16 protein-coding genes and 2 riboswitches are annotated in these 22,162 nt (G+C 32.1%); of the genes, 5 read left to right on the forward strand and 11 right to left on the reverse strand.

The window, feature by feature from the left end:
- Positions 1 to 72: 72 nt before the first annotated feature.
- From tsaE to rimI, 3 genes are read left to right on the forward strand one after another with little or no spacing between them, the layout of a single operon-like run.
- The gene (gene tsaE / locus GXK57_RS16705) at positions 73 to 534 is read left to right on the forward strand and encodes a tRNA (adenosine(37)-N6)-threonylcarbamoyltransferase complex ATPase subunit type 1 TsaE (RefSeq protein WP_160678551.1); all 462 of its coding nucleotides are present in this window, start codon (positions 73 to 75) and stop codon (positions 532 to 534) included.
- Positions 531 to 1,232: a tRNA (adenosine(37)-N6)-threonylcarbamoyltransferase complex dimerization subunit type 1 TsaB gene (gene tsaB / locus GXK57_RS16710; RefSeq protein ID WP_160678553.1), complete on the forward strand. Its 702-nt coding sequence runs from the start codon at positions 531 to 533 to the stop codon at positions 1,230 to 1,232. The genes tsaE and tsaB overlap by 4 nt, the downstream gene beginning before the upstream one ends.
- Positions 1,232 to 1,672 carry a ribosomal protein S18-alanine N-acetyltransferase gene (gene rimI / locus GXK57_RS16715; RefSeq protein ID WP_160678555.1) on the forward strand — a complete coding sequence of 147 codons (441 nt, stop codon included), beginning with the start codon at positions 1,232 to 1,234 and terminating at the stop codon, positions 1,670 to 1,672. Before tsaB ends, rimI begins: the two co-directional genes overlap by 1 nt.
- Positions 1,673 to 1,749: 77 nt before the next feature.
- Here the strand turns inward: rimI and GXK57_RS16720 are convergent, their stop codons facing one another.
- From GXK57_RS16720 to GXK57_RS16735, 4 genes are all read right to left on the reverse strand, one after another.
- Entirely contained in the window at positions 1,750 to 2,613 is an 864-nt protein-coding gene (locus GXK57_RS16720; RefSeq protein ID WP_160678557.1) for a thiamine pyrophosphate-dependent enzyme, read from the reverse strand.
- A gap of 3 nt (positions 2,614 to 2,616) precedes the next feature.
- Positions 2,617 to 4,287 (reverse strand): 2-oxoacid:acceptor oxidoreductase subunit alpha, encoded by a 1,671-nt coding sequence (locus GXK57_RS16725; RefSeq protein WP_160678559.1) that lies wholly within the window; start codon positions 4,285 to 4,287, stop codon positions 2,617 to 2,619.
- 415 nt (positions 4,288 to 4,702) lie between these two features.
- Positions 4,703 to 5,281: an ECF transporter S component gene (locus GXK57_RS16730; RefSeq protein ID WP_160678561.1), complete on the reverse strand. Its 579-nt coding sequence runs from the start codon at positions 5,279 to 5,281 to the stop codon at positions 4,703 to 4,705.
- A gap of 216 nt (positions 5,282 to 5,497) precedes the next feature.
- Positions 5,498 to 5,612: riboswitch (FMN riboswitch) on the reverse strand.
- Positions 5,613 to 5,754: 142 nt separating this feature from the next.
- A complete protein-coding gene (locus tag GXK57_RS16735; protein ID WP_160678563.1) occupies positions 5,755 to 7,914 on the reverse strand; it encodes a Tex family protein in 2,160 nt (719 codons plus the stop codon).
- Between the two features lie 213 nt (positions 7,915 to 8,127).
- Between GXK57_RS16735 and GXK57_RS16740 the strand changes: the two genes are divergently transcribed.
- Positions 8,128 to 9,483, forward strand: a complete 1,356-nt coding sequence (locus GXK57_RS16740) for a M28 family metallopeptidase (RefSeq protein ID WP_160678565.1) — start codon at positions 8,128 to 8,130, stop codon at positions 9,481 to 9,483.
- An 81-nt stretch (positions 9,484 to 9,564) separates the two neighbouring features.
- Here the strand turns inward: GXK57_RS16740 and prfB are convergent.
- The 6 genes from prfB to GXK57_RS16770 all read right to left on the reverse strand — a co-directional run bounded on the left by prfB (position 9,565) and on the right by GXK57_RS16770 (position 19,032).
- Positions 9,565 to 10,678 (reverse strand): peptide chain release factor 2 gene (gene prfB, locus GXK57_RS16745; protein ID WP_202127738.1). Its coding sequence is split into 2 segments (ribosomal slippage): positions 9,565 to 10,599 and positions 10,601 to 10,678, totalling 1,113 coding nucleotides; the frame shifts between segments, so codons are not numbered across the junction.
- Between the two features lie 269 nt (positions 10,679 to 10,947).
- Entirely contained in the window at positions 10,948 to 13,458 is a 2,511-nt protein-coding gene (secA, locus tag GXK57_RS16750) for a preprotein translocase subunit SecA (RefSeq protein WP_160678567.1), read from the reverse strand.
- Positions 13,459 to 13,801: 343 nt separating this feature from the next.
- The gene (gene raiA, locus GXK57_RS16755; RefSeq protein ID WP_160678569.1) at positions 13,802 to 14,344 is read right to left on the reverse strand and encodes a ribosome-associated translation inhibitor RaiA; all 543 of its coding nucleotides are present in this window, start codon (positions 14,342 to 14,344) and stop codon (positions 13,802 to 13,804) included.
- A gap of 720 nt (positions 14,345 to 15,064) precedes the next feature.
- Positions 15,065 to 15,739: a phosphoribosyltransferase family protein gene (locus GXK57_RS16760; RefSeq protein WP_160678571.1), complete on the reverse strand. Its 675-nt coding sequence runs from the start codon at positions 15,737 to 15,739 to the stop codon at positions 15,065 to 15,067.
- Positions 15,715 to 16,743: a hypothetical protein gene (locus GXK57_RS16765; RefSeq protein ID WP_160678573.1), complete on the reverse strand. Its 1,029-nt coding sequence runs from the start codon at positions 16,741 to 16,743 to the stop codon at positions 15,715 to 15,717. Before GXK57_RS16765 ends, GXK57_RS16760 begins: the two co-directional genes overlap by 25 nt.
- Positions 16,744 to 16,782: 39 nt before the next feature.
- Positions 16,783 to 19,032: an ATP-dependent RecD-like DNA helicase gene (locus tag GXK57_RS16770; RefSeq protein ID WP_160678575.1), complete on the reverse strand. Its 2,250-nt coding sequence runs from the start codon at positions 19,030 to 19,032 to the stop codon at positions 16,783 to 16,785.
- A gap of 309 nt (positions 19,033 to 19,341) precedes the next feature.
- Here GXK57_RS16770 and nagA point away from each other — a divergent pair, with 309 nt between their 5' ends.
- Complete coding sequence (gene nagA, locus GXK57_RS16775) at positions 19,342 to 20,484, forward strand: N-acetylglucosamine-6-phosphate deacetylase (RefSeq protein WP_160678577.1); 1,143 nt, start codon at positions 19,342 to 19,344, stop codon at positions 20,482 to 20,484.
- Between the two features lie 55 nt (positions 20,485 to 20,539).
- On the opposite strand, the gene metK is transcribed toward nagA, so the two are convergent.
- Positions 20,540 to 21,715, reverse strand: a complete 1,176-nt coding sequence (metK, locus tag GXK57_RS16780) for a methionine adenosyltransferase (protein ID WP_160678579.1) — start codon at positions 21,713 to 21,715, stop codon at positions 20,540 to 20,542.
- A gap of 238 nt (positions 21,716 to 21,953) precedes the next feature.
- Positions 21,954 to 22,054, reverse strand: a riboswitch (SAM riboswitch).
- Between the last annotated feature and the right edge of the window lie 108 nt (positions 22,055 to 22,162).

Raw genomic sequence — 22,162 nt, forward strand, 5'->3', positions numbered from 1 at the left:
TATCTTTTCTTTTTATAGAATATTGGGTAGAATAATAGAAGTAAAAGGCTTTATTTTTGAAAGGAGATTATTGTGGAATTTATATTCTATTCTGTTGATTGTACTATTGAACTTGGAAGACAAATAGGTTCTATATGTAATCCTGGTGATATTTTTTGTCTTACTGGTGACTTAGGCACCGGGAAAACTCATATAACTAAAGGTATAGCTAATGGCCTTAGTGTAAAAGAACATATAACAAGTCCTACATTTAATATTGTTAATGAGTATCACAGTGGAAGATTAACACTATATCATTTCGATGTTTATAGAGTATCTGACCCAGATGAAATATACCAAATAGGCTTTGATGAATATATTTTTGGTAATGGTGTTAGTATTATAGAATGGGCTAATTATATAGAAGAACTTATTCCTGATCAGTACGTACATATAAAGATAGAGAAACTTCCTGAGCAAGGAGAAAACTTTAGAAAAATAACAATAAATTATTTTGGAGATAGATATGAATATCTTAAGGAGTTAAGTATATGATAGTTCTTTCAGTTGATTCATCATCAAATAGTGCAACAGTAGCACTTGTAGCGAACAAATCAGTGATAGGTGAAATAAATATTACCGATAAAAAACAACATTCAGAAGTTCTTATGACAATGATAGACTCTGCGTTAAAACTTTGCGGTCTTACAATAAATCAAATAGATGGTTATGTAGTTTCAAAAGGCCCTGGCTCTTTTACTGGGCTTAGAATAGGTATGGCTACAATAAAGGGATTAAGTCTAGGTAGCAATAAACCTACTGTATCTGTTTCTAACTTAGATGGACTTGCATATAATGTGATAACTCATAAGGGATTGATATGTCCCATAATGGATGCGTTAAGAGGAAATGTGTACACCTCTTTCTATGAAAACTCCAATGGAGAATTAAAGAGACTAACAGACTATATGATTTTGTCCATCGATGAGCTTATCACTAGATGCATTGAGGATAACAGATCTGTAATATTTGTAGGAGACGGTACTGAAAAGCACAAATCTACTATAGAATCTGCATTAAAAAATTCAGTTTTCGCTCCTCCTCACTTAAATTATGCGAGAGCTTCTACTTTAGGTTTAATAGGTATTAATCTTCTTGAGAAAGGCACTTGTGATGAAGTAGATGCCTCTCCTTTTTATCTTAGAAAGTCTCAAGCTGAAAGAGAATATGACAAAAAGATGGGGTTAGAGTAATGGAGATAAAAATAGAGCCTATGGAACTTGACTCCATCGAAAAAGTCCTTGAAATAAGCGAGCTTTCTTTTCCAATTCCTTGGAGTCGTAAGTCCTTTGAGCAGGAACTCTCAAATGTATTTGCTAACTACTTTGTTGCAAAATCAAACGCTGAGGTCATAGGCTACGGTGGTATGTGGATAATAATTGATGAAGGCCATATAACAAACATTGCTGTCCATCCGAAGTATAGAAATCAAGGCGTTGGAGATAAAATTCTCAGCAAGATGATAGCGACCTGTAACGAAAAAAAAGTAATAGCCATGACGTTAGAAGTAAGATTGTCTAACCTAGCTGCTCAAAAACTTTATTCAAAGTACGGATTTATTTCAGAAGGTATCAGAAAAAAGTACTATGAGGACAATGGAGAAGATGCTATTATAATGTGGAAAAGATGGTAATATCTCATTACTACTTAAATCCGAAATACAATAAAACCTAGAATTAATATAAATTAATTCTAGGTTTTTTATTACCATTACATAAATTCTTCTACAAACTTATCTCCATCAGTTGGAACCCACTGTCTGTCTACAATAACATTTCCTGCATTCAATACTGGGTGCAAATCATGGAATGTAGGCTTACCCTCTTCCTTATAAAGTATTCCTAAAGGAATACCTTCATCTCCAAATTCCATTGCCTTAACAATAGCTGCTCCCTTATTGGTTGAATCATAATTTTCATCAAGATAATAAACTCTATCCTTGTACCATTTGAAAGTATTAATCTTATTAAAACTAACACAAGGTTGCATTATATCTATTAAGGCATATCCTTTATGATTAACAGCTGCCTTTATCATACTCTTTAAATGCTCTTTATCTCCAGAGAAACTTCTTGCTACAAAAGTTGCTCCTGCAGTAATTGCCAATGCTAGGGGATTAAGAGGTTCAGAAATCACTCCTTCAAACTGCATTGAAGTCTTTTGTCCTCTTGCAGTTGTTGGCGACCCTTGACCTTTAGTAAGTCCATAAATCTGATTGTCATGAACTAACTGAACCATATCTAGGTTTCTTCTTATATTATGAATAAAATGATTTCCACCTTCACCATATGCATCCCCATCTCCTGATGTAACTATAACCTTCAATTCAGGATTAACCATCTTTATAGCTTGAGCTGGAGGTAACGCTCTTCCATGTAGTCCATTAAAACCATTTGCTCTTATATAGTGAGGAGTTTTAGCAGCCTGACCAATACCTGATACCATCATAAGATTTTCAGGTTTGATATTTAACTCAGCCACAGCTTCTTTTATCCCATCTAATATAGAAAAATTACCACACCCTGGACACCAAGTATTTTCATCATTACTATGATACAATTTCAACTCTAACATTTACTATACCTCCTTAGATAGTACTTTAACTATCTCTTCTGAAGTTATTTGACGTCCATCATACTTCAGAATACTGTCATTCATCAATATTCCTGTTTCTTGAGTTATAAACTTACCTAGTTGGCCTGTGAAGTTTTGCTCTACATTAATTATCTTCTTGGCTAAAGCACTATATTTTCTCAACTTTTTCTCAGGCAATGGATAAATATCACCAAAGGAAAGTGATCCAACTTTTAAGCCAGATTTATTTAAAACTTCAGTGGCTTCTTTTATAGCGCCATAAGTAGATCCCCATCCTACAAGAAGAACATCTATATCTTCTCCACCAAAATACTCTGGCTCTATTTGATCTTCTTTTACAAGTAAGTCTAGCTTTCTCATTCTCTTTTCCATCTGAGCATTTCTTACTTCAATATCTTCTGTTATATGAGCATACTCTGTATGTTCATCACTATCTACTAGAACTACTTGACCTTCAACCTTTCCTGGTATCAATCTTGGTGATATTCCTGATTCAGTTACCTTATATCTCTTGTAATCTTCATCTAGACCATTGCCATCCCAAATATGTCTTTCAATTTTTAATTCTTCAAGTGCAAATCTTGGGATAGTTATATTAGAGTCAGCAAGATATTGATCAGTCAGTAGAATTACTAAAGTTTGATATTTATCAGCTATATTTAAAGCTCTAAAAGTTTGATAGAATGCATCTTCTGCATTTCTAACACTTAAAACCACTCTTGGAAACTCTCCTGGAGAAGCAGTAAGTAGAAAACTCAAGTCGCTTTGTTCAGTTCTTGTTGGAAGTCCAGTAGCCGGTCCTGGTCTTTGCGAGTCAATAACAACCAATGGTGTTTCTGTTATTCCTGCTAGGCCAAAAGCTTCAACCATTAGAGCAACTCCTCCACCTGATGAACCAGTCATTGCTCTAGCTCCAGCATAAGATGCGCCGATAGCCATATTTATTGCACTAATTTCATCTTCAGCCTGTTCAACAACTATTCCAGCTTCTAAGGATTTTCTTGATAAGTATGTCATTACACTTGTAGCTGGAGTCATTGGATAAGCTGAGTAAAATGATAATCCTCCAACTAATGCACCTAAACCTATAGCATCATTTCCATTTATTATTAAGTGATTTGATAAGTCTTTACCAGTTAGTGTAAATTTTTCTTCTAATAACTCTCCACCTTTTTTAAAGGCTTCTATATTTTTATTTCTTATAGGCTCAGCAAGCTTCTTAGCTATAAAATCTTCAAATGAACCTTTTATACCAAAGTGCTTTAATATTGCTCCTGCTGCAACAAAAGTAAAAGCCTTAGATAAACCTATATCTTTTGCTGTCTTTAGCAATGGAAGACTTACTAGTCTGCTATCGTCATATTGAATAGCTTCATCAGCAATTATTATTCCATTTTCATTAAGTTTATCCTTATGAATTTCTACAGTATCTCTATCTAATGCAAGTATTAGATCTAATTTTTCCACGTGAGAATGAATTGGTTCATCCCCAAATCTTATCTGTGTGAAGTTATGTCCACCTCTTACTCTTGACATATAGTCCTTATTAGAGAAAACATAAAATCCGCCTTTTTTTAGAGCCTTTTCAAGGAAAATACTAACTGTATCCATTCCTTGTCCAGCACTTCCACCTATTAATATATTAAGCTTCAATGTAAAACACCTCTCTTATAAAACAATCTTTTCAATCCCGACTGTTTCTGTCTGATTTAATAATATCCCTTATTTGATTATTTGTAAATAATAATTATTATTTAAAATTAATTATCATTGTCGTTATAACTTAAATACTTCTACTATTCTTTAGTTTTCTCACATTATTACATTATTTACTTCTCCTCTCTTTAGAAAGAATATTAAATAAAAAGTGTAAAAAGTACTGATATCCCCTTAAATATCTATTATTATTTTTCACTTATATTCTGGCAAACTGCTACTAAAGCTTTATATTACTAATTTTAGCCAGCAAAAAATTTAATACCTTACTTACAGTAAAAAAAAGGCTGATAGCACTTGCTACCAGCCTTTTTACACTTACGCTTTAATATTCAAAATATGTTTTTTTATATTATGCTACCTTATTATTTTTCACTATAACCTCTTTATTAAGAACCGGTGATAATCTTTTATATAAAACTAAAGTAATAATTGATACTCCACATCCTTTTATTAAGTTGAATGGAGTTATAATGGTCAAAAGGTATTTCATATTTGCTTTATCTAAAATAGGTGCTACATGGTTATATAGCGGCATAAAAACATAATAGTTTCCTAGTATACCAGCTACTGTTAATGCTAATGTTCCTAAAACAAGTCCGATAATAGCTCCTTTTGTTGTTTTATTCACTTTATAGATGAATCCTGTGACAATCACCCAAACTGTACCTATTGTAAAGTTTGCAAGTTCACCTGCTAACGCAGTACCACTACCTTTTATAAGTACATGTAGAATATTTTTTATAAGTTCGATAGCAACTCCAGCTACTGGCCCTAATGCAAAGGTGCCCATTAAAGCAGGCAAATCACTAAGATCCATCTTCAAAAATGGTGCTGCTGGCAATATTGGAAATTCTAAAAACATTAGTAGAAATGCGATAGCTCCAAGAAGAGCAATTTTAATTTGACTGTTCAATTTCAATTGTTGCATAGTAACCCTCCCAAAAGTTATATCCTCTGGGGCTCAAGATTAAAATTGATCAAAACATCTTACTATCACACACTAATATTTAATCATAAAGTTTTATACTTTTTTAACAAACAGTATAATTTTGTAAGTAACTATTAGTGTATATTGTAATTTTTAAAAGAATAAAAAACCCCGATGAAAATAATTCACCAGGGCTAAACAGATCAATTTTAATGCTTTTACCTTCTTTCATCCAGACTTTACTGTCGGCTTCGGAATTTAACCGAATCTTGCCTCTCGGCTCGCGGGCTTTACCGCCGGTGGGGAATTACGCCCCGCCCTGAAGATAGTATTAATTTTTATATATACATTATATATCTTTGTTTTAATTTTGACAATATGTTTTATGAAAAATTATACTTAGTTATTTATTTAAAGTAGTATATTTAAAACTATATTGGTAGAATACTTAATCTTATTATATATTAATAAAATTACTCTTTTTTCATTGATAAAGAAATTCTCTTTCTCTTTTCATCTACTTCCAATATTCTGACTTCAACAACATCTCCTACCTTAACAATATCAAGAGGATGTTTTACAAACCTGTCTGCCATTTGACTTTTATGAACCAACCCATCTTGATGTACACCGATATCTACAAAAGCTCCAAAGTCAGATACATTTCTAACAGTTCCCATAAGCATCATGCCAGGTTTTAAATCCTTTATATCTATTACTCCTGATTTAAATATAGGCTTAGGTAATTCTTCTCTTGGATCTCTGCCAGGTTTCTTTAATTCCTTTATTATATCTTGTAGCGTAGGAACTCCTACCGATAACTCTTTAGAAAGCTCAATTAAATTAAAATCTTTTATTTTCTCATCTATATCTTTCAAATTACCGTTTTTCAAGTCATTCTTGTCATATCCTAATTTAGATATAAGCTTTCGTGCAACTTCATATGATTCTGGATGAACTGAAGTATTGTCCAAAGATTCGTCACTCTCCATAACTCTTAGAAAACCAGCGCATTGCTCAAAAGCTTTTTGTCCCAGCCTCTTTACCTTTAGAAGTTGCTTTCTATTTGTGAATTTGCCATTTTCTTCTCTAAAAGCTACAATATTATTAGCTATTGACGGATTTATACCGGATATATAACTCAGTAATGATGGTGTAGCAATATTTAAGTCTACTCCAACATTATTAACACAGTCCTCAACAATACCTTTAAGAGATTCATCTAATTTCTTTTGAGTAACATCATGTTGATATTGTCCTACCCCAATAGCTTTAGGATCTATTTTAACTAACTCTGCTAAAGGATCTTGAAGCCTTCTACCAATGGAAATTGCTCCCCTTACAGTAACATCTAAATCAGGATACTCTTTTGCGGCAAGCTCAGATGCTGAGTATACAGATGCACCTGCTTCTGAAACTATAACATAATATAGTTCTCTTCCAGTTTCTTTTTTAACCTCTGCGATAAGTTTTGCGATTACTTCCTCTGACTCTCTAGATGCTGTTCCATTACCTAGGGAAATAACCTCAACATTATATTTATATATAAGTGACTTTAATGCCTTTATAGTACCATCAACATCATTTCTAGGAACTGTTGGATATACTGTAGCCTTATCTAAGAATTTTCCAGTATCATCTAGTACAGCAATCTTGCAACCAGTTCTAAACCCAGGGTCATACCCCATTATAATCTTATTCTTTATTGGCGCTTGCATTAATAATGCTTTTAAGTTAGCCTTGAATATTTCTATTGCGCCCTGTTCACCTATATCAGTCAAATCACTTCTTATTTCTCTTTCTATAGATGGGAAAATCAATCGCTTAAAGCTATCTTTTACAGCGCTTTCTATATAACTGTCCGTATTTGAATTATTCTTTAAGGTCTTTCCAAGAAGATAATTTATTATTTTAACTTCATCAATTAATATCTTAGCTGATAAAATCTTTTCTTTTTCTCCTCTATTAATAGCCAATATTCTATGAGATGGTATAGTTCTTACAGCTTCTTTGTATTCATAATACATCTCATAAGGTGAAGATTCTGTTGTATTTCCCTTAGTTTCAAGTATCCCTTCTCTTTGAACCAGATTTCTTATCCACTTTCTATAATCCGCATCATCAGAAACAATTTCACTTATTATATCCATAGCACCTTGCAATGCCTCTTCTTCAGACCCAACGCCTTTTTCCTCACTAATATACTTATTAGCTTCATCCATTATGCTACCTTTGAAGTCACCAGCTAATATTATAGTTGCAAGGTCCTTTAATCCCTTCTCTATGGCTATAGTAGCTCTAGTTCTCTTTTTAGGTTTATATGGTCTATATATATCCTCAACTTCAGTTAATGTATTAGAATTCATTATCTGATTTTTAAGCTCTTCATTAAGTTTTCCTTGTTCTTCTATTAACCTTATTACATCATTTTTTCTATCTAAAAGATTTCTCAAATAATTAAGTCTTTCAAAAAATTTTCTAAGAATATCATCTGATAGCCCACCTGTCTGCTCCTTTCTATATCTAGATATAAAAGGAACTGTATTTCCTTCATCAAGGAGCCTTATTACATTTTCAACCTGCTCAATCCTTATATTAAGCTCCTGTGCTAAAGTTTCATTAATGTTATTCATATTTACCTCCTAATATGTTACCAACAAACACCGTAAAGTTTTATTAATAGAACTTCCTATATTTCTATTATTATATAATCTAGTTTTAGTAAGTCCTTTATTATCTTCTTTTCGGTTCATTTTTGCGCCTTAATATATTATTTCAATATTTAAACTGAATATCCTTCTTTTTAAATTCATAGAATTAATTGATACCACTTTAAGGAGGCTTAAATGATACGGACCATAATATCGTTACTTTTGACTATTTCAATATTACTTTCAAATATATCCTTAATTTACTGCACCAAACTGGAGACTTTCAGTGTAAATAATGTATTAAAAATCATTGATTATCTATCTTCTGATCCATTAGACGGAAGATTGTCAGGTTCACTAGGAAATAAATTAGCAGAGCAATATATAGAGAATAGATTTATTAGCTATAAGCTTCTACCTCTAAACAGTACTTACTTGGAGCAATTTACTACTCCTGTTCCAACAAGAATTGATGGAACCCCTTCAATAAAAGTTTATGATAAAAAAAATAATCTTATTGAGAGTTATACATATGGAGTTGACTTTAAGGACGCTTTTCTCAATTATAGGACGAACCATCTAAATATAGATAGAGATGACGATTTCAGGATCTATCCATCAGCTCTAGAGGTAAAAAAAGAAAATAGTACTTTTACATTTATAGTTACTCAAGATAATTTTTCATTTAGAAGTTCCTTTATATCAAATTCTCCATCAGATATGTATATTTATATCACTTCAAAAGTATATGATGATTTGATAACTTACAATAAGAAAGGCTACTCAATAGATTGTTTCATTCCATACAAAGTAGAAGATACAGAATTGCATAATGTAGTTGGTTTTATAAAAGGTCTTAACCCTAAACTACCTCCACTAATTATTTCTTCACATTTCGATCATTTGGGAGAAGATTTATCTGGAAATATATATAGGGGTTCCTTAGATAATGCCTCAGGTATATCATTCATGCTTGAACTATGCCGTGTACTTTCATCGATGATTCCACCAGATAGGAATATAATTTTTGTTGCTTTTAATGCGGAAGAGCTAGGCTTACAAGGTTCTAAAGCCTTTGTTAATAAAAATTATAATCTCATCAAAAGTGGAAAATCTATAAACTTTGATATGATTGGTGGAAACAAAAGCATCCCAATGACAATAATGTCTGGTGAAAATCCTAGTAGAAGTTTGACTTCAAAAAAAGTAGAGCAGTACTGTAAAGATAACAATATATCCTTTAATATTGAGTCAAAAGACTCTTCAGATCACGCTAGCTTCGCAGATTCAGATATCGATAGTATAACAATTTGCGACTCAGATACCTCTAGAATCCATACCCCTAGCGATAATCCACAATTTATAGATCCTTCCTCTATTAAAAGGGATTATAAAGTTTCTTGGGACCAAATAGTTAATTATTGCTATAGCAACCCTTATTCATTAATCATATATAGTAAGAATTTTTATGTAATAGGTTATTGTATTTCTTTATTTCTATTTATTATTCTTTTGATACCTAATAAATGTGATAAGAAAAAAGATCTTTAGCCTTCAGTGGAAATTACTAAAGAGTAGAAAAACGCTAATGAAAACTTCATTAGCGTTTTTAAATAAAATTATTCTGCTTATTTAATCTAAATTCTTGCTTTCACCTCTTAACACAGAGGTTATAAACATATCTATATCTCCATCCATAACTCCATTTACATTAGAAGTTTCTGCGCCTGTCCTATGGTCTTTTACCATTGAGTATGGGTGAAAAACATAACTTCTTATTTGACTTCCCCAGCCCATATCTTTCAATTCTCCAGTAAGATCCTCAATTTTTTCTTTATGAGCTCTTTCTTTAAGCTCTATAAGTTTAGACTTAAGCATATTCATAGCAATTTCTTTATTGGAGTGTTGACTTCTTTCATTTTGGCACTGAACAACTATCCCTGTAGGTATATGAGTTATTCTAACTGCAGACTCAGTTTTGTTAACATGCTGTCCACCAGCTCCTCCAGATCTATAAGTATCAATTCTTAAATCCACAGGGTTTATATCAATATCCTGATCTTTAGTAAGCTCTGGAAGTACTTCTACAGATGCAAAAGAGGTCTGCCTCTTACCATTGGCATTAAACGGAGATATTCTAACTAACCTATGAATTCCTTTTTCAGTTTTCAAATACCCGTAAGCAAATTCTCCCTTAACCCTTAGAGTTACACTCTTGACTCCCGCTTCATCTCCAGCTAAGTAGTCTATAGTATCTAATTTATAACCCTTTTTCTCACACCATCTTGTATACATTCTTAAAAGCATTTCAGTCCAATCATTAGCATCAGTGCCACCTACGCCAGTGTGCAATGTAAGTAATGCATCATTTCTATCATATTCACCTGAAAGCATTATCTCAATCCTTAAAGTTTCAATATCAATTTCTAGTTTCTTTATCTCGTCTATTATCTCATTTGCAGTATCTTTATCATCTTCATCTATTAATTCTGAAAGTACTTCTATATCATCTACTCTGTTTACTAGAGAGTCATACCTTACAATCTTATCCTTTAACACTTTAGATTCTTGAGTTATTCTTTGAGCTCTATTCACATCTTCCCAAAAATCCTTTTCTTGCATTACAAACTCTAGCTCCTTTGACTTTTTTACAAGATTGGGTATGTCAAAGTGAAGCCCCCATTTCCTTAAGTATATTTTTAAATTCATTTAATTTCAAAAGCTGATTTTCTAATTCAAGCATCATATACAAATCACCCCTATTTTTATTAAGCTAAAGTATAGTATATCACTATACAGTTATTTTACAATATAAAAGTTACTAAGACCATTAGTTATTAATAATTTGGACACATACAATTAAAAAGTTCCTGAAGCACCCTTCTTAAGTGAGTTTTTTTCAAATATACCCTTCCCATATAGTAAAAAATCACTGAAGAGAATTTCCTCAGTGATTTTTTATGTATCTGCCTTACTAAATTCTCATACTAGAAATCTGCAAGTCAAATAAATTTTTTATACTACTTCTCTTCCACAACAGTTTTTATATTTCTTTCCACTGCCACAAGGACACAAGTCATTTCTACCTACCTTAGCTTCTTTCTTAACTGGTTGTTTCTTAACCGAATCATCTACTTGGTTTGTAGCCGTTTCTTTAACAACTCTTTCTCTTTCAGGAGTATGCTCCATTTGAACATGGAATAACAGTTTTATTGTATCTACTTTTATATTTTCGATCATTTCATCAAACATGTTACTTCCTTCAAACTGATAAGCCTGAACTGGATCTTGTTGTTTATATGCTCTAAGGCCTATACCTTGTTTCAAATGATCCATATTATCTATATGATCCATCCACTTAGTATCAACAACTCTAAGAAGTATTACCCTTTCAACTTCTCTCATTTGCTCTTCACCAAAGTGTTCTTCTTTTTCCTTATAGATATCTTTAGCTATTCCTATAAGCTTTTGTTTTATCTCATCATTAGATAACTTTTCTAAGTCTTTAGCCTCAATCATTCCTTGAGGTAAGTATAAGTCTTCAACATAGCTTACTAATTGCTTTAACTCATCATCGAAGGTATCCTCAACCCCTGAAATATGTGATTCAACCGCAGAGTTAACAACTTCTTCTATCATTTGCTGAACTTGTTCCTTTAGAGTTTCTCCTTCAAGAACTTGAGCTCTTTGCTTATATATAACTTCTCTTTGCTTATTCATTACATCATCATAGCCAAGCAAAGTTTTTCTAACATCAAAGTTGTTACCTTCGACTTTCTTCTGAGCATTTTCTATAGACTTAGAAACCATCTTACTTTCTATAGCATCATCTTCTGATAATCCAAGCTTTTCAACTACCCCTTGCAATCTCTCTGATCCAAATATTCTCATCAGATCATCTTCTAGAGAGATATAGAATCTTGATGAACCTGGATCTCCTTGACGACCTGAACGTCCTCTAAGCTGATTATCTATTCTTCTTGATTCATGTCTTTCAGTACCTATTATCTTAAGACCACCTAGTTCAACTACTCCATCCCCAAGTTTAATATCAGTACCTCTACCAGCCATATTTGTAGCTATGGTTACCATTCCCTTTTCACCTGCATGAGTTACTATCTCAGCTTCTTGTTCATGATATTTAGCATTAAGTACTTGATGCTTTACACCCTTTTTCTTAAGAATAGCTGAAAGCGCTTCTGACTTTTCTATGCTTGTGGTACCAACTAGTACTGGCTGACCGTTTTTATTGGTTTCTAATATCTCATCAGCAATTGCATTGAATTTACCCTTCTCCGACTTATATACAACATCTGGGTTATCTTCTCTCTTTATTGGTTTATGAGTAGGAATTACTATAACATCTAGACCATATATTTCTCTAAACTCATTTTCTTCAGTTAAAGCAGTACCTGTCATACCAGAAAGCTTCTTATACATTCTAAAGTAATTTTGGAATGTTATAGTTGCTAAAGTCTTTGACTCTCTTTCAACCTTAACTCCCTCTTTAGCTTCTATGGCTTGATGTAAACCATCTGAATATCTTCTTCCCTCCATAAGTCTACCAGTAAACTCATCTACTATTATTACTTCTCCATCCTTTACCATGTAGTCCTTATCTATTTTCATCAAATAGTTAGCCTTTAAAGCCTGTGTAATATGATGTTGCAATTCCATGTTCTCTGCATCTGCATAGTTTTCTATTCCAAAAGCAAGCTCTGCTTCCTTTACGCCCTCTTCAGTAAGCATTACAGAATGAGCTTTTTCATCTACTGTAAAGTGCTTCTCTTTAAAAAGTCTCTTTACAAAAAAGTCAGCTATCTTATAAAAATCAGTTGATTTTTCTCCAGCTCCTGAAATTATAAGAGGGGTTCTAGCCTCATCTATCAAGATTGAGTCAACTTCGTCCACAATTGCAAAGTTCAAGTCTCTTTGAACCTTCTCTTCTTTATATATAACCATGTTATCTCTTAGATAATCAAATCCAAATTCATTATTAGTTCCATATGTTATATCTGCAGCGTATGCAGCTCTTCTTTGCTCATTATCAAGGTCATGTAATATTACTCCAGTAGTAAGTCCTAGAAATTGATATATTTCTCCCATCCACTCCATATCTCTTCTTGCAAGATAATCGTTGACAGTAACTATGTGAACACCTTTTCCTGAAATAGCATTTAGATAAGCTGGTAATGTAGCACATAGTGTTTTTCCTTCACCGGTTTTCATTTCAGAAATTCTTCCTTGATGAAGAACTATACCACCTATAAGCTGTTCTCTATAATGCTTTTCCGCATGCAGTCTATAAGAAGCCTCTCTAACTACAGCAAAAGCTTCTGGTAGTAAGCTATCTAAAGTTTCCCCATTTTTGTATCTGTTTTTAAATTCTTCCGTTTTTCCTCTTAATTGATCATCAGTTAATGACTGCATCTTACTATCAAAAGTCTCTATTTTATCAACGATAGGAATTATTCTCTTTACTTCCCTTTCGCTATAAGATCCAAAAACCTTGTTAAGTATCCCCATGTTATTATCCTCACACTTCTGTATATTTTCATAACTCTCTAAATTATATCACTTATTTACATAACTTTTCAATAATTGATACTCGTATTTATAGTTAAATTAAACCATATCCTACGTAATATTGTAAACATTTTAAGAACAATATGTAATCTACTCTAATAATACCAGTTAGTTTTAGTTTATTATATATTGATTATACTGAAATTTAAATATTTTCTAAATAATAAAAACTTCAAATAAATTTACTATATTTGTTGATTAATTCTTAAACATGTATAGAAAATATATAAAACACCATAAATATTTAATGGGCTAACCCACTAGGTTAGCCCAAATTATCATCTTAATCTTCGTATTCAGGTTCTATTAATCCATAATCTCCATCTTTTCTCTTATAAACTACATTTACCTGATTTGTATCTGCATCTTGAAAAACGAAAAAGTTATGTCCTATAAGTTCCATTTGCAAAACTGCTTCTTCTGCATTCATAGGTTTGATACCAAATTTCTTGGTTTTCACTATTTGAGCTTCTTTTTCATCACCCTCTACATTAGGTACATTTTCAAAATTTATATATCTTACTGACTCTGCATTATTATATCTTCTTGAAAGCTTTGTTTTCTGCTTTCTTATTTGTCTTTCAATCTTTTCTTGTACTAAATCTATTGATTTGTACATGTCATCTGTTGATTCTTCACCTCTTAATATAGCACCATTAAAAGGTATTGTAACCTCTATAATTTGCCTATTTCTTTGTACACTTAATGTTGCTTTGGCTTCCACATTCGGAGTGAAATATTTCTCCAATTTAGAAATTTTCCTCTCAACCGCTTCCTTTAAAGGATTTGTTAATACTATGTTTTTTGCTAATACTGTAACTTTCATATGGTCAGCCCCTCTCCTAATTAAAAGGTTATGTTATTATATTTTTATTTTTTCAAATCATATATTAAGATTATATTAAAATATATTAAATCTTTATATATAAATTAAATTTTGTAAACCTTTTTTGTTTTTATTATAGTTAAATTTCTTTTGTTAATTTAATTTTACACAGTAACCTCAATAATGACAACTATAGTTTTTTGAATTTACAGAAAATTTAATAAACTTAAAGCTATTTATCTATGTTATTCTTCAATTTTCGTAGGCTTGTACATTTTTTTTATTTATATCAAAATACTTCTTAGTATAAATTTTTTACGCATCTGCCTTTCCGAATGTATATGAGGAAAATTTGGCAGGCGAATATATTCTGTTTTTTACTGTCTATCTTAAAAAGCTATACTAGCCCTAGTATAAATAGGTTTAGATAATAAAACTTTATATTTTTTTAGACAGTAAAAAAGCAGCCTATAAAAGACTGCTAATCAGCACAGTTGTGCAATTTTAAAAGCTAGTTGACCTGGTCTTTGACCCCACACTCGCCTGCTGGAGCTTTTGCTACCCGGAATTAACCTCTCACTACTCACACTCTCAGTTTTACTGGCAGGACTTACCTCTAAGCCGCACCATGCTCATCAAAAACTTTTGTTTGACTTACGTGGATCGTTTCGCCTGCGACTGGCATCGACTTTCAACCACAAACCTAGCCTCTATAATATATTATATATTACTTTTTGCAACAGTCAAGAGGATTACATTGTTAGCTCCACACTTTATTAGTGCATCCCTACAACTCATGACTGTTGCTCCAGTTGTAAGAACATCATCTATAAGTATCACATTTTTTCCAACTACTTCACTAGGTTCCACAACCTGGAACACACCATCCATATTTGCAAGTCGTTCATCTACAGCTAACCTTTTTTGCTCTTTTACCTCTTTTAATCTTTTTAGAGTATCTACAAGTCTAATACCGCTCAAATTAGCTAATTCTTTGCCTAAAACTCTGCACTGGTTATATCCCCTCTTCTTTATAGACACTTTAGAAGTGGGCACATATGTTATTATATCTCCACAAATATTCTCGCGGCTTATTTTATCAAAAAGTATCTTAGATAGAAATTCTGCACTTTCAAAATTAGCTGAATACTTTAGCTTTATTATAATTTCCTTAATTGTTCCAGAATAATATGCAGCACTAAAACACCTTATTTTCTTATCTTTATCTAGATAATATTCACCATTTATATAAGATATATTATTTAGGCAGTTTTTACATACGTGTTCCTCTTCTATAGTTTCACCACAACTTATGCAGCTATCAAAGTGTGGATAGATAACCTCAAGAGTACACTGTAGTATATACTTAATTATTCTAATAAACCTTTTTCCCACGCAGTTTTATTAAACTCCCTTGCTAAGTCTTTTGCATATTCCATATTATTTGAAATCTCATTTGATAGTAAGATGACTTCTCCCTGAATCCCTCTTACCTTACCAACCTTTCCACATAAATATACAATCTTTTTATAATCATAAAACTTATCCTCAGCAAAATATATTACTATATCTATATTATCCAACTCTTCAAAGTACTTTCCTATTAGGTTGGTTACTATCATAACTGGCTTATCTTTTATCTCATGTATCTTTTCGATTAATTTTAATTCATTACTATTTGTTATTTTTACAAGTTTCATTCTAGAGGAAACATTCAATATACTGTTATAGTATTCATATACTATTTCAGTTTTTTCTTTGCATGGAGTATGAATAATTACTTTTCTATTATTTTCTCTAAACCACTTCAAATAATCGTAGAATAAATATGGTATATCTTTATTTAGATCTATCCTTGTAGTGATAATCCTAGGCTCAACAAAAGGCGTCATCCTAAAACAGTTACCAAGATGTATACATGGAGAATTAATAAAAACCAACTCGGTACTATATACTATGACTTTTTCTGCTCTTTTATATAAGAAATCTACGCAGTTTTGTATTTCAAGTCTGCTTTGTTTAGAAAAAGTAGTTATATCGTCATAAATTATCAAATCATAACTTTCATCTATAAATATTATATTTTCGTAGCTTACGAAATGTAGATAGGTATCGCTATGGTCACCACCACTCCTAATAATTGAGTAACTTTTAAATCCAAAGGACAACTTTAGGTATTTAAGCATATCCTCATTTGCATTGCCATCCTGAGTTACATAAAGCACCTTTTTTCCTTTAGATAGGATATTTATAACTATTTCTCTAAATATCCTAGACGTATTGTATGGAACTGTGATTATATTTAACAACTTGCATTCGTCTTTTTCATACCAATTATTTATTTTATTAATTGTATGATTTAATTCAATATATCTTTTATCCATCTCAATATTAACCATATTAACTCCTCACTTATTTAGATATATAAGCGTACCATTTTATTTCCCCTCATCTGGCACATCATTAAATGCATCATTAGATATAATATCTAAAATCCTCCACTTTAGTGAAGAATATCTTTCATTACTTCTTGTATTATCCACCATATACTTAAGAGCTTTTATTTCTCCCACTACAACAACTAACTCTTTTGCCCTTGTTATTCCAGTGTAGAGTAAATTTCTATTCATAAGAAATGGTGATCCCATGTAGGAAGGCATTATAACTACAGGAAATTCACTTCCTTGACTTTTATGTATTGTTATTGCATAAGCCAAATCCAATTCATCAAGGAATATATAATCATATTCTACTTTTCTTTCATCTTCAAATATAACTGTTAGAGTTCTATTTTCTTCATCTATAGAATCAATAACCCCCATATCACCATTAAATACTCCTATACCTTCATTTTCTCCAAATCCATTTATTCTAGTCCATTTTAAAGAATAATTATTTTTAGTTTGCATAACCTTGTCGCCTGCTCTAAAAATCATATCCTTCATTTGCTTTTCTTTCTTCTCCCTACTCTTAGGATTAAGAATTTCTTGAAGTCTATTGTTCAAGTTTGTAATTCCTAAAACACCTTTTTTCATAGGAGAAAGAATTTGTATATGTTTGAGTTTATCCCACTTTTTGTTATACTTTGGCAGCCTAGTATTTATTAAATCAATGACAGTTAAAAGTATAGTATCCATATCAACCTCTTTAATAAAAAAGAAGTCTTTGTCCTTGCCATTAAGTATTGGCATCTCCCCCTCATTTATTCTATGAGCGTTAGTTACAATCATACTTTCATTGCCCTGTCTAAATATTTTCTTCAGTCTTACAACCATTGTGAATTTACTTTCAATCAAGTCTGATAGCACATTTCCTGGGCCTACTGATGGCAGCTGATCCACATCTCCAACCATAATAAGCCTCGTTCCAACTTTTATAGCCTTTAAAAGTGTATTCATAAGAGTTATATCTATCATCGATGCTTCGTCTACTATTACTACATCAGCCTCTAATGGTGACCCTTCATCCCTATCCAATGCAGATGTATCTTCATCATCCCTTACACCCATTTCTAAAAGTCTATGGATAGTTTTAGCTTCATGTCCCGTAGATTCCGTCATACGCTTAGCTGCTCTCCCTGTAGGGGCTCCAAGCATAACTCTAAGTCCTGCCTTTTCATATATATCTATTATACACTTGATAATTGTAGTTTTTCCAGTTCCAGGCCCACCAGTAATTATTTCTATTCCATTGGTAAAAGCTCCTATTATGGCATCTTTTTGTGATTTTGCAAAGTTTATTCTATTTTTCTCTTCAAAACTCTCTATTTCAAACTCTAAATCTAGATTAATATTTTGAAAGTTACTTATAGCAAGAGTAAGTATCCTATTTGTAATGCCTAATTCACAATAATAATAGTATAGATTGAATACAGCTTCTATATCGTTTATCTTCTCAATTCTTATTTTCCCCTCTAGTGATGCATCATATATATTTTTTTCTATTATATTTTTATCTACTGTAAGTACTTCTGAAGCCTCTTTTATTAACAATTCCTTTGGCATAAAAGTATTTCCGCTAGCACAAAAATCATTTATTACGTATTTCAATCCACTTTGTATCCTAAAGGGTGAATCCGTTTCAATCCCTAAAGATCTAGCAATTTTATCTGAGGTTTTAAATCCAATCCCAGTTATCTCTTCACATAGTACATAAGGATTATCTTTTACAATATTTATAGAGTTTCCTCCAAATCTCTTATAAATCTTTAAGCATTGATTGGTAGTAACTCCATGTTCCTGGAAAAACATCATAATATTCTTGAGTTCCCTCTGTGATACATAGGACTCAATTATTAGATCAAGTTTCTTTTTACCGATTCCCTCTATTTCACCTAATCTTTCTATATTACTATCCATTATTTCAAGAGTCTTTTCACCAAATCTTTTTATTATCTTTTTCGCAGTTATAGGTCCTATTCCATAAATTAAGCCAGATGCTAAATACTTTTCTATAGCTTCTACAGTGTTAGGTAATATTTCTTCACATTCCTCAATCTTAAACTGTCTACCAAACTGCTTATGTAATATCCAGTCTCCCTTTAGCTCTAGGTTTTGCCCCTCTCCAATGTATGGTACTATTCCTACTGCAGTTATAAGAGCTTTATCAGCTTTTATCTTTGTTACAACATATCCATTCTCATCGTTTTTATAAACTATTGCATCAACTATTCCTCTTATAACTTCCATGCTATCTCTCCTAGTTTTGGTATATTCTATTATAGATTATATCACAACATCTAATTATTAAATAATTACAGAATAATTTCAACACAAACTAAATATTAAAGGTTATTCCTATAATCTAGATTTAGTATTATTATAGAAATATACCACTATATATCTCAAATATAGGTTTCCATTACGAAAACTTGGTTTATGACTGTTGAAAAATCATGCACTTACGAACTTTTAGAGCATGCATAAATTAATAGTTGAAGTTGGAACTCTATAAATATATATATTGTAATAAGAAATTTTATATAACGAGGTGAATTTATGCTACTTATTAAGAATATTAGAATTATCTTCTTAGATAATATAAATGAAGGTTCTATACTTATTGAAAATAATCGTATTAAAGCCATAAACCCTTCATATGACATTGATTGTGATGTAATTGACGGAAAAGGACTATATTTATCTCCCGGCTTTATAGATGTTCATATACATGGCGCTGGAGGATACGATACCATGGATGGAACTTATACGGCATTAAATGAAATATCTAAAACCATAGTTAAACACGGTACTACATCATTTTTACCTACAACAATGACTGTATCAGCTGATGATATAAATAAATCTGTTGAAAGTATAGCTTATGCCATTAAAGAAGGTACTGATGGTGCAAATATATTAGGTGTTCATCTAGAAGGGCCTTTTATTAGTCCTGACATGATAGGTGCTCAAAATCCTAGCTTTATCTTAAAACCTACCATAGAAAACTTCGATAAAATAGTTGGAGATAACATTAGAATAGTTAAAGCAATAACAATTGCTCCAGAAGTTGATGGAGCAAAAGAGTTAATTAAGTTCTTACATCAACATGATATTGTAGTGTCAATTGGACATAGCAAGGCCACCTATGTAGAAGCTGTAGATGCTATTAATACTGGTGCATCTCACTCAACCCATCTGTTTAATGCCATGACACCACTTCATCATAGGGAGCCTGGGGTAGTTGGTGCAATCTTTGATACAGATATAACCACAGAAACTATATCTGACGGCATACATATAGCCTATCCATCTCTAAGGTCTGCCTATAGAATTAAAGGATTAGATAAGGTGCTATTAGTTTCTGATGCTATGATGGCCTGCTGTATGCCTGATGGCGATTACTCTTTGGGTGGTCAGAAAGTGATAGTGAAAGAAGGAGCTGCTAGACTAACAAGTGGTGCCTTGGCTGGTTCCGTATTAACACTAGATAAAGCAGTACAAAATGTTAAATGTAATACAAACTATGCTTTAAATGAAGTAATAAAGATGGCTACATATAATGCTGCAAAACATTGCAAAGTTGAAAATAAAAAAGGCCTTATTAAAGAAGGCTATGATGCAGATTTAATATTATTCGACGATAATATTAATATAAAACTAGCATTAGTAAATGGTAAAATTGTTTATAATGATATCTAGATTGAAATTATATTGATTAAAAAAATAAAAGATGCTGCTAAAGGCAGCATCTTTTCTATATATATTTCTTTATTTCTTCAACTTTATCTAATTGTTCCCATGGAAGATTAACATCTGTTCTTCCAAAATGCCCGTATGCAGCAGTTTGCTTAAATATAGGTCTTCTAAGATCTAAATCTCTTATTATTGCACCTGGTCTTAAGTCAAAAACTTTACCTACTATTTCAACTATCTTATCATCTGCAATTTTTCCTGTTCCAAATGTATCTACTTCAATAGAAACTGGCTTAGCAACTCCAATTGCATATGCTAGTTCTATCTCTAACTTATCAGCTACACCAGCCGCAACAAGATTTTTTGCTACCCATCTAGCTGCATAGGCTGCAGATCTATCAACTTTAGTTGGATCTTTTCCTGAGAAAGCTCCGCCTCCATGTCTTCCATATCCACCGTAGGTATCAACTATTATCTTTCTTCCAGTTAAACCACTATCACCTTGTGGCCCACCTATTACAAATCTACCAGTTGGATTTATATAATACTTTGTATTTTCATCTAATAATTCTGCTGGAACTACTGCCTTTATAACATGTTCCTTTATATCATTTTCAATTTGCTCTTGAGAAACTTCTGGTCCATGTTGTGTAGAAACAACTATTGCATCTATTCTAACAGGCTTATTATCTTCATACTCAACTGTTACTTGTGTCTTTCCATCTGGTCTTAGATAAGCTAAAGTACCATTCTTTCTTACTTCGCTTAATCTTCTTGATAATTTATGTGCAGTAGCTATAGGCATAGGCATAAACTCAGCAGTTTCATTTGTAGCAAAACCAAACATCATACCTTGGTCTCCTGCACCTACTGCTTCAATTTTATCCATCTCACCTTTTTTTGATTCTAAAGCTTCATCTACACCCATAGCTATATCAGCTGATTGCTCATCTATTGAAGTAAGTACAGCACATGTATCACAATCAAATCCATATTTAGCTCTGTCATAGCCTATTTCTCTTACAGTTTGTCTTACTATCTTAGGTATATCTACGTAGCAGTTAGTTGATATTTCTCCCATTACCACTACCATTCCTGTAGTTACTGCTGTCTCACAAGCAACTCTAGCATTAGGATCCTTTTCTAATATAGCATCTAATATTCCGTCGGAAACTTGATCACAGATTTTATCTGGATGTCCTTCTGTAACTGATTCTGAGGTAAATAATCTTTTCATACACATCTTAACTGTCTTTTTTATAAACAGTTAATGCCTCCCTTCATAATACTTTTATTTTTTGTGTATCTGCCTTTTCTCAATGTAAGTAAAGAAATTCTAGCAGGCGACGCACTTTTTTATTCTTTCTCTTACACTTGTATTAAACTTTACAAGCATATTCATCCACAACTTCATCTACGATATAAACTTCTAAAGAATAAAAAAATCTCTTCAAAGAAGAGATTACATTTCATCTCTCTTATCTCGCAGATTTACTGCAGGAATTGGCACCATAATGCATTAGCACCGGTTGCCGGGTTTCATAGGGCCCTTTCCCTCCACCTCTCTTGATAAGAGTAAATATTAAATTGTTTTATTCATACAAAAAAGACACCACTATAAGTGTCTTGTTGGTGGAGGAGAGTGGATTCGAACCACTGAAGCAACTTGCAACAGATTTACAGT

It is taken from the genome of Clostridium sp. C8-1-8, from assembly GCF_009928445.1.
In the GTDB taxonomy this organism is placed as follows: Bacteria; Bacillota; Clostridia; order Clostridiales; family Clostridiaceae; genus Clostridium_AR.

Bases quoted from the DNA above. Each gene is read 5' to 3' on its own strand.
- tsaB (WP_160678553.1), top strand. From the start codon at position 531: ATGATAGTTCTTTCAGTTGATTCATCATCAAATAGTGCAACAGTAGCA.
- rimI (WP_160678555.1), top strand. From the start codon at position 1,232: ATGGAGATAAAAATAGAGCCTATGGAACTTGACTCCATCGAAAAAGTC.
- GXK57_RS16720 (WP_160678557.1), bottom strand. From the start codon at position 2,613: ATGTTAGAGTTGAAATTGTATCATAGTAATGATGAAAATACTTGGTGT.
- GXK57_RS16730 (WP_160678561.1), bottom strand. From the start codon at position 5,281: ATGCAACAATTGAAATTGAACAGTCAAATTAAAATTGCTCTTCTTGGA.
- GXK57_RS16735 (WP_160678563.1), bottom strand. From the start codon at position 7,914: ATGAATAACATTAATGAAACTTTAGCACAGGAGCTTAATATAAGGATT.
- GXK57_RS16740 (WP_160678565.1), top strand. From the start codon at position 8,128: ATGATACGGACCATAATATCGTTACTTTTGACTATTTCAATATTACTT.
- secA (WP_160678567.1), bottom strand. From the start codon at position 13,458: ATGGGGATACTTAACAAGGTTTTTGGATCTTATAGCGAAAGGGAAGTA.
- raiA (WP_160678569.1), bottom strand. From the start codon at position 14,344: ATGAAAGTTACAGTATTAGCAAAAAACATAGTATTAACAAATCCTTTA.
- GXK57_RS16765 (WP_160678573.1), bottom strand. From the start codon at position 16,743: ATGGTTAATATTGAGATGGATAAAAGATATATTGAATTAAATCATACA.
- GXK57_RS16770 (WP_160678575.1), bottom strand. From the start codon at position 19,032: ATGGAAGTTATAAGAGGAATAGTTGATGCAATAGTTTATAAAAACGAT.
- nagA (WP_160678577.1), top strand. From the start codon at position 19,342: ATGCTACTTATTAAGAATATTAGAATTATCTTCTTAGATAATATAAAT.
- metK (WP_160678579.1), bottom strand. From the start codon at position 21,715: ATGAAAAGATTATTTACCTCAGAATCAGTTACAGAAGGACATCCAGAT.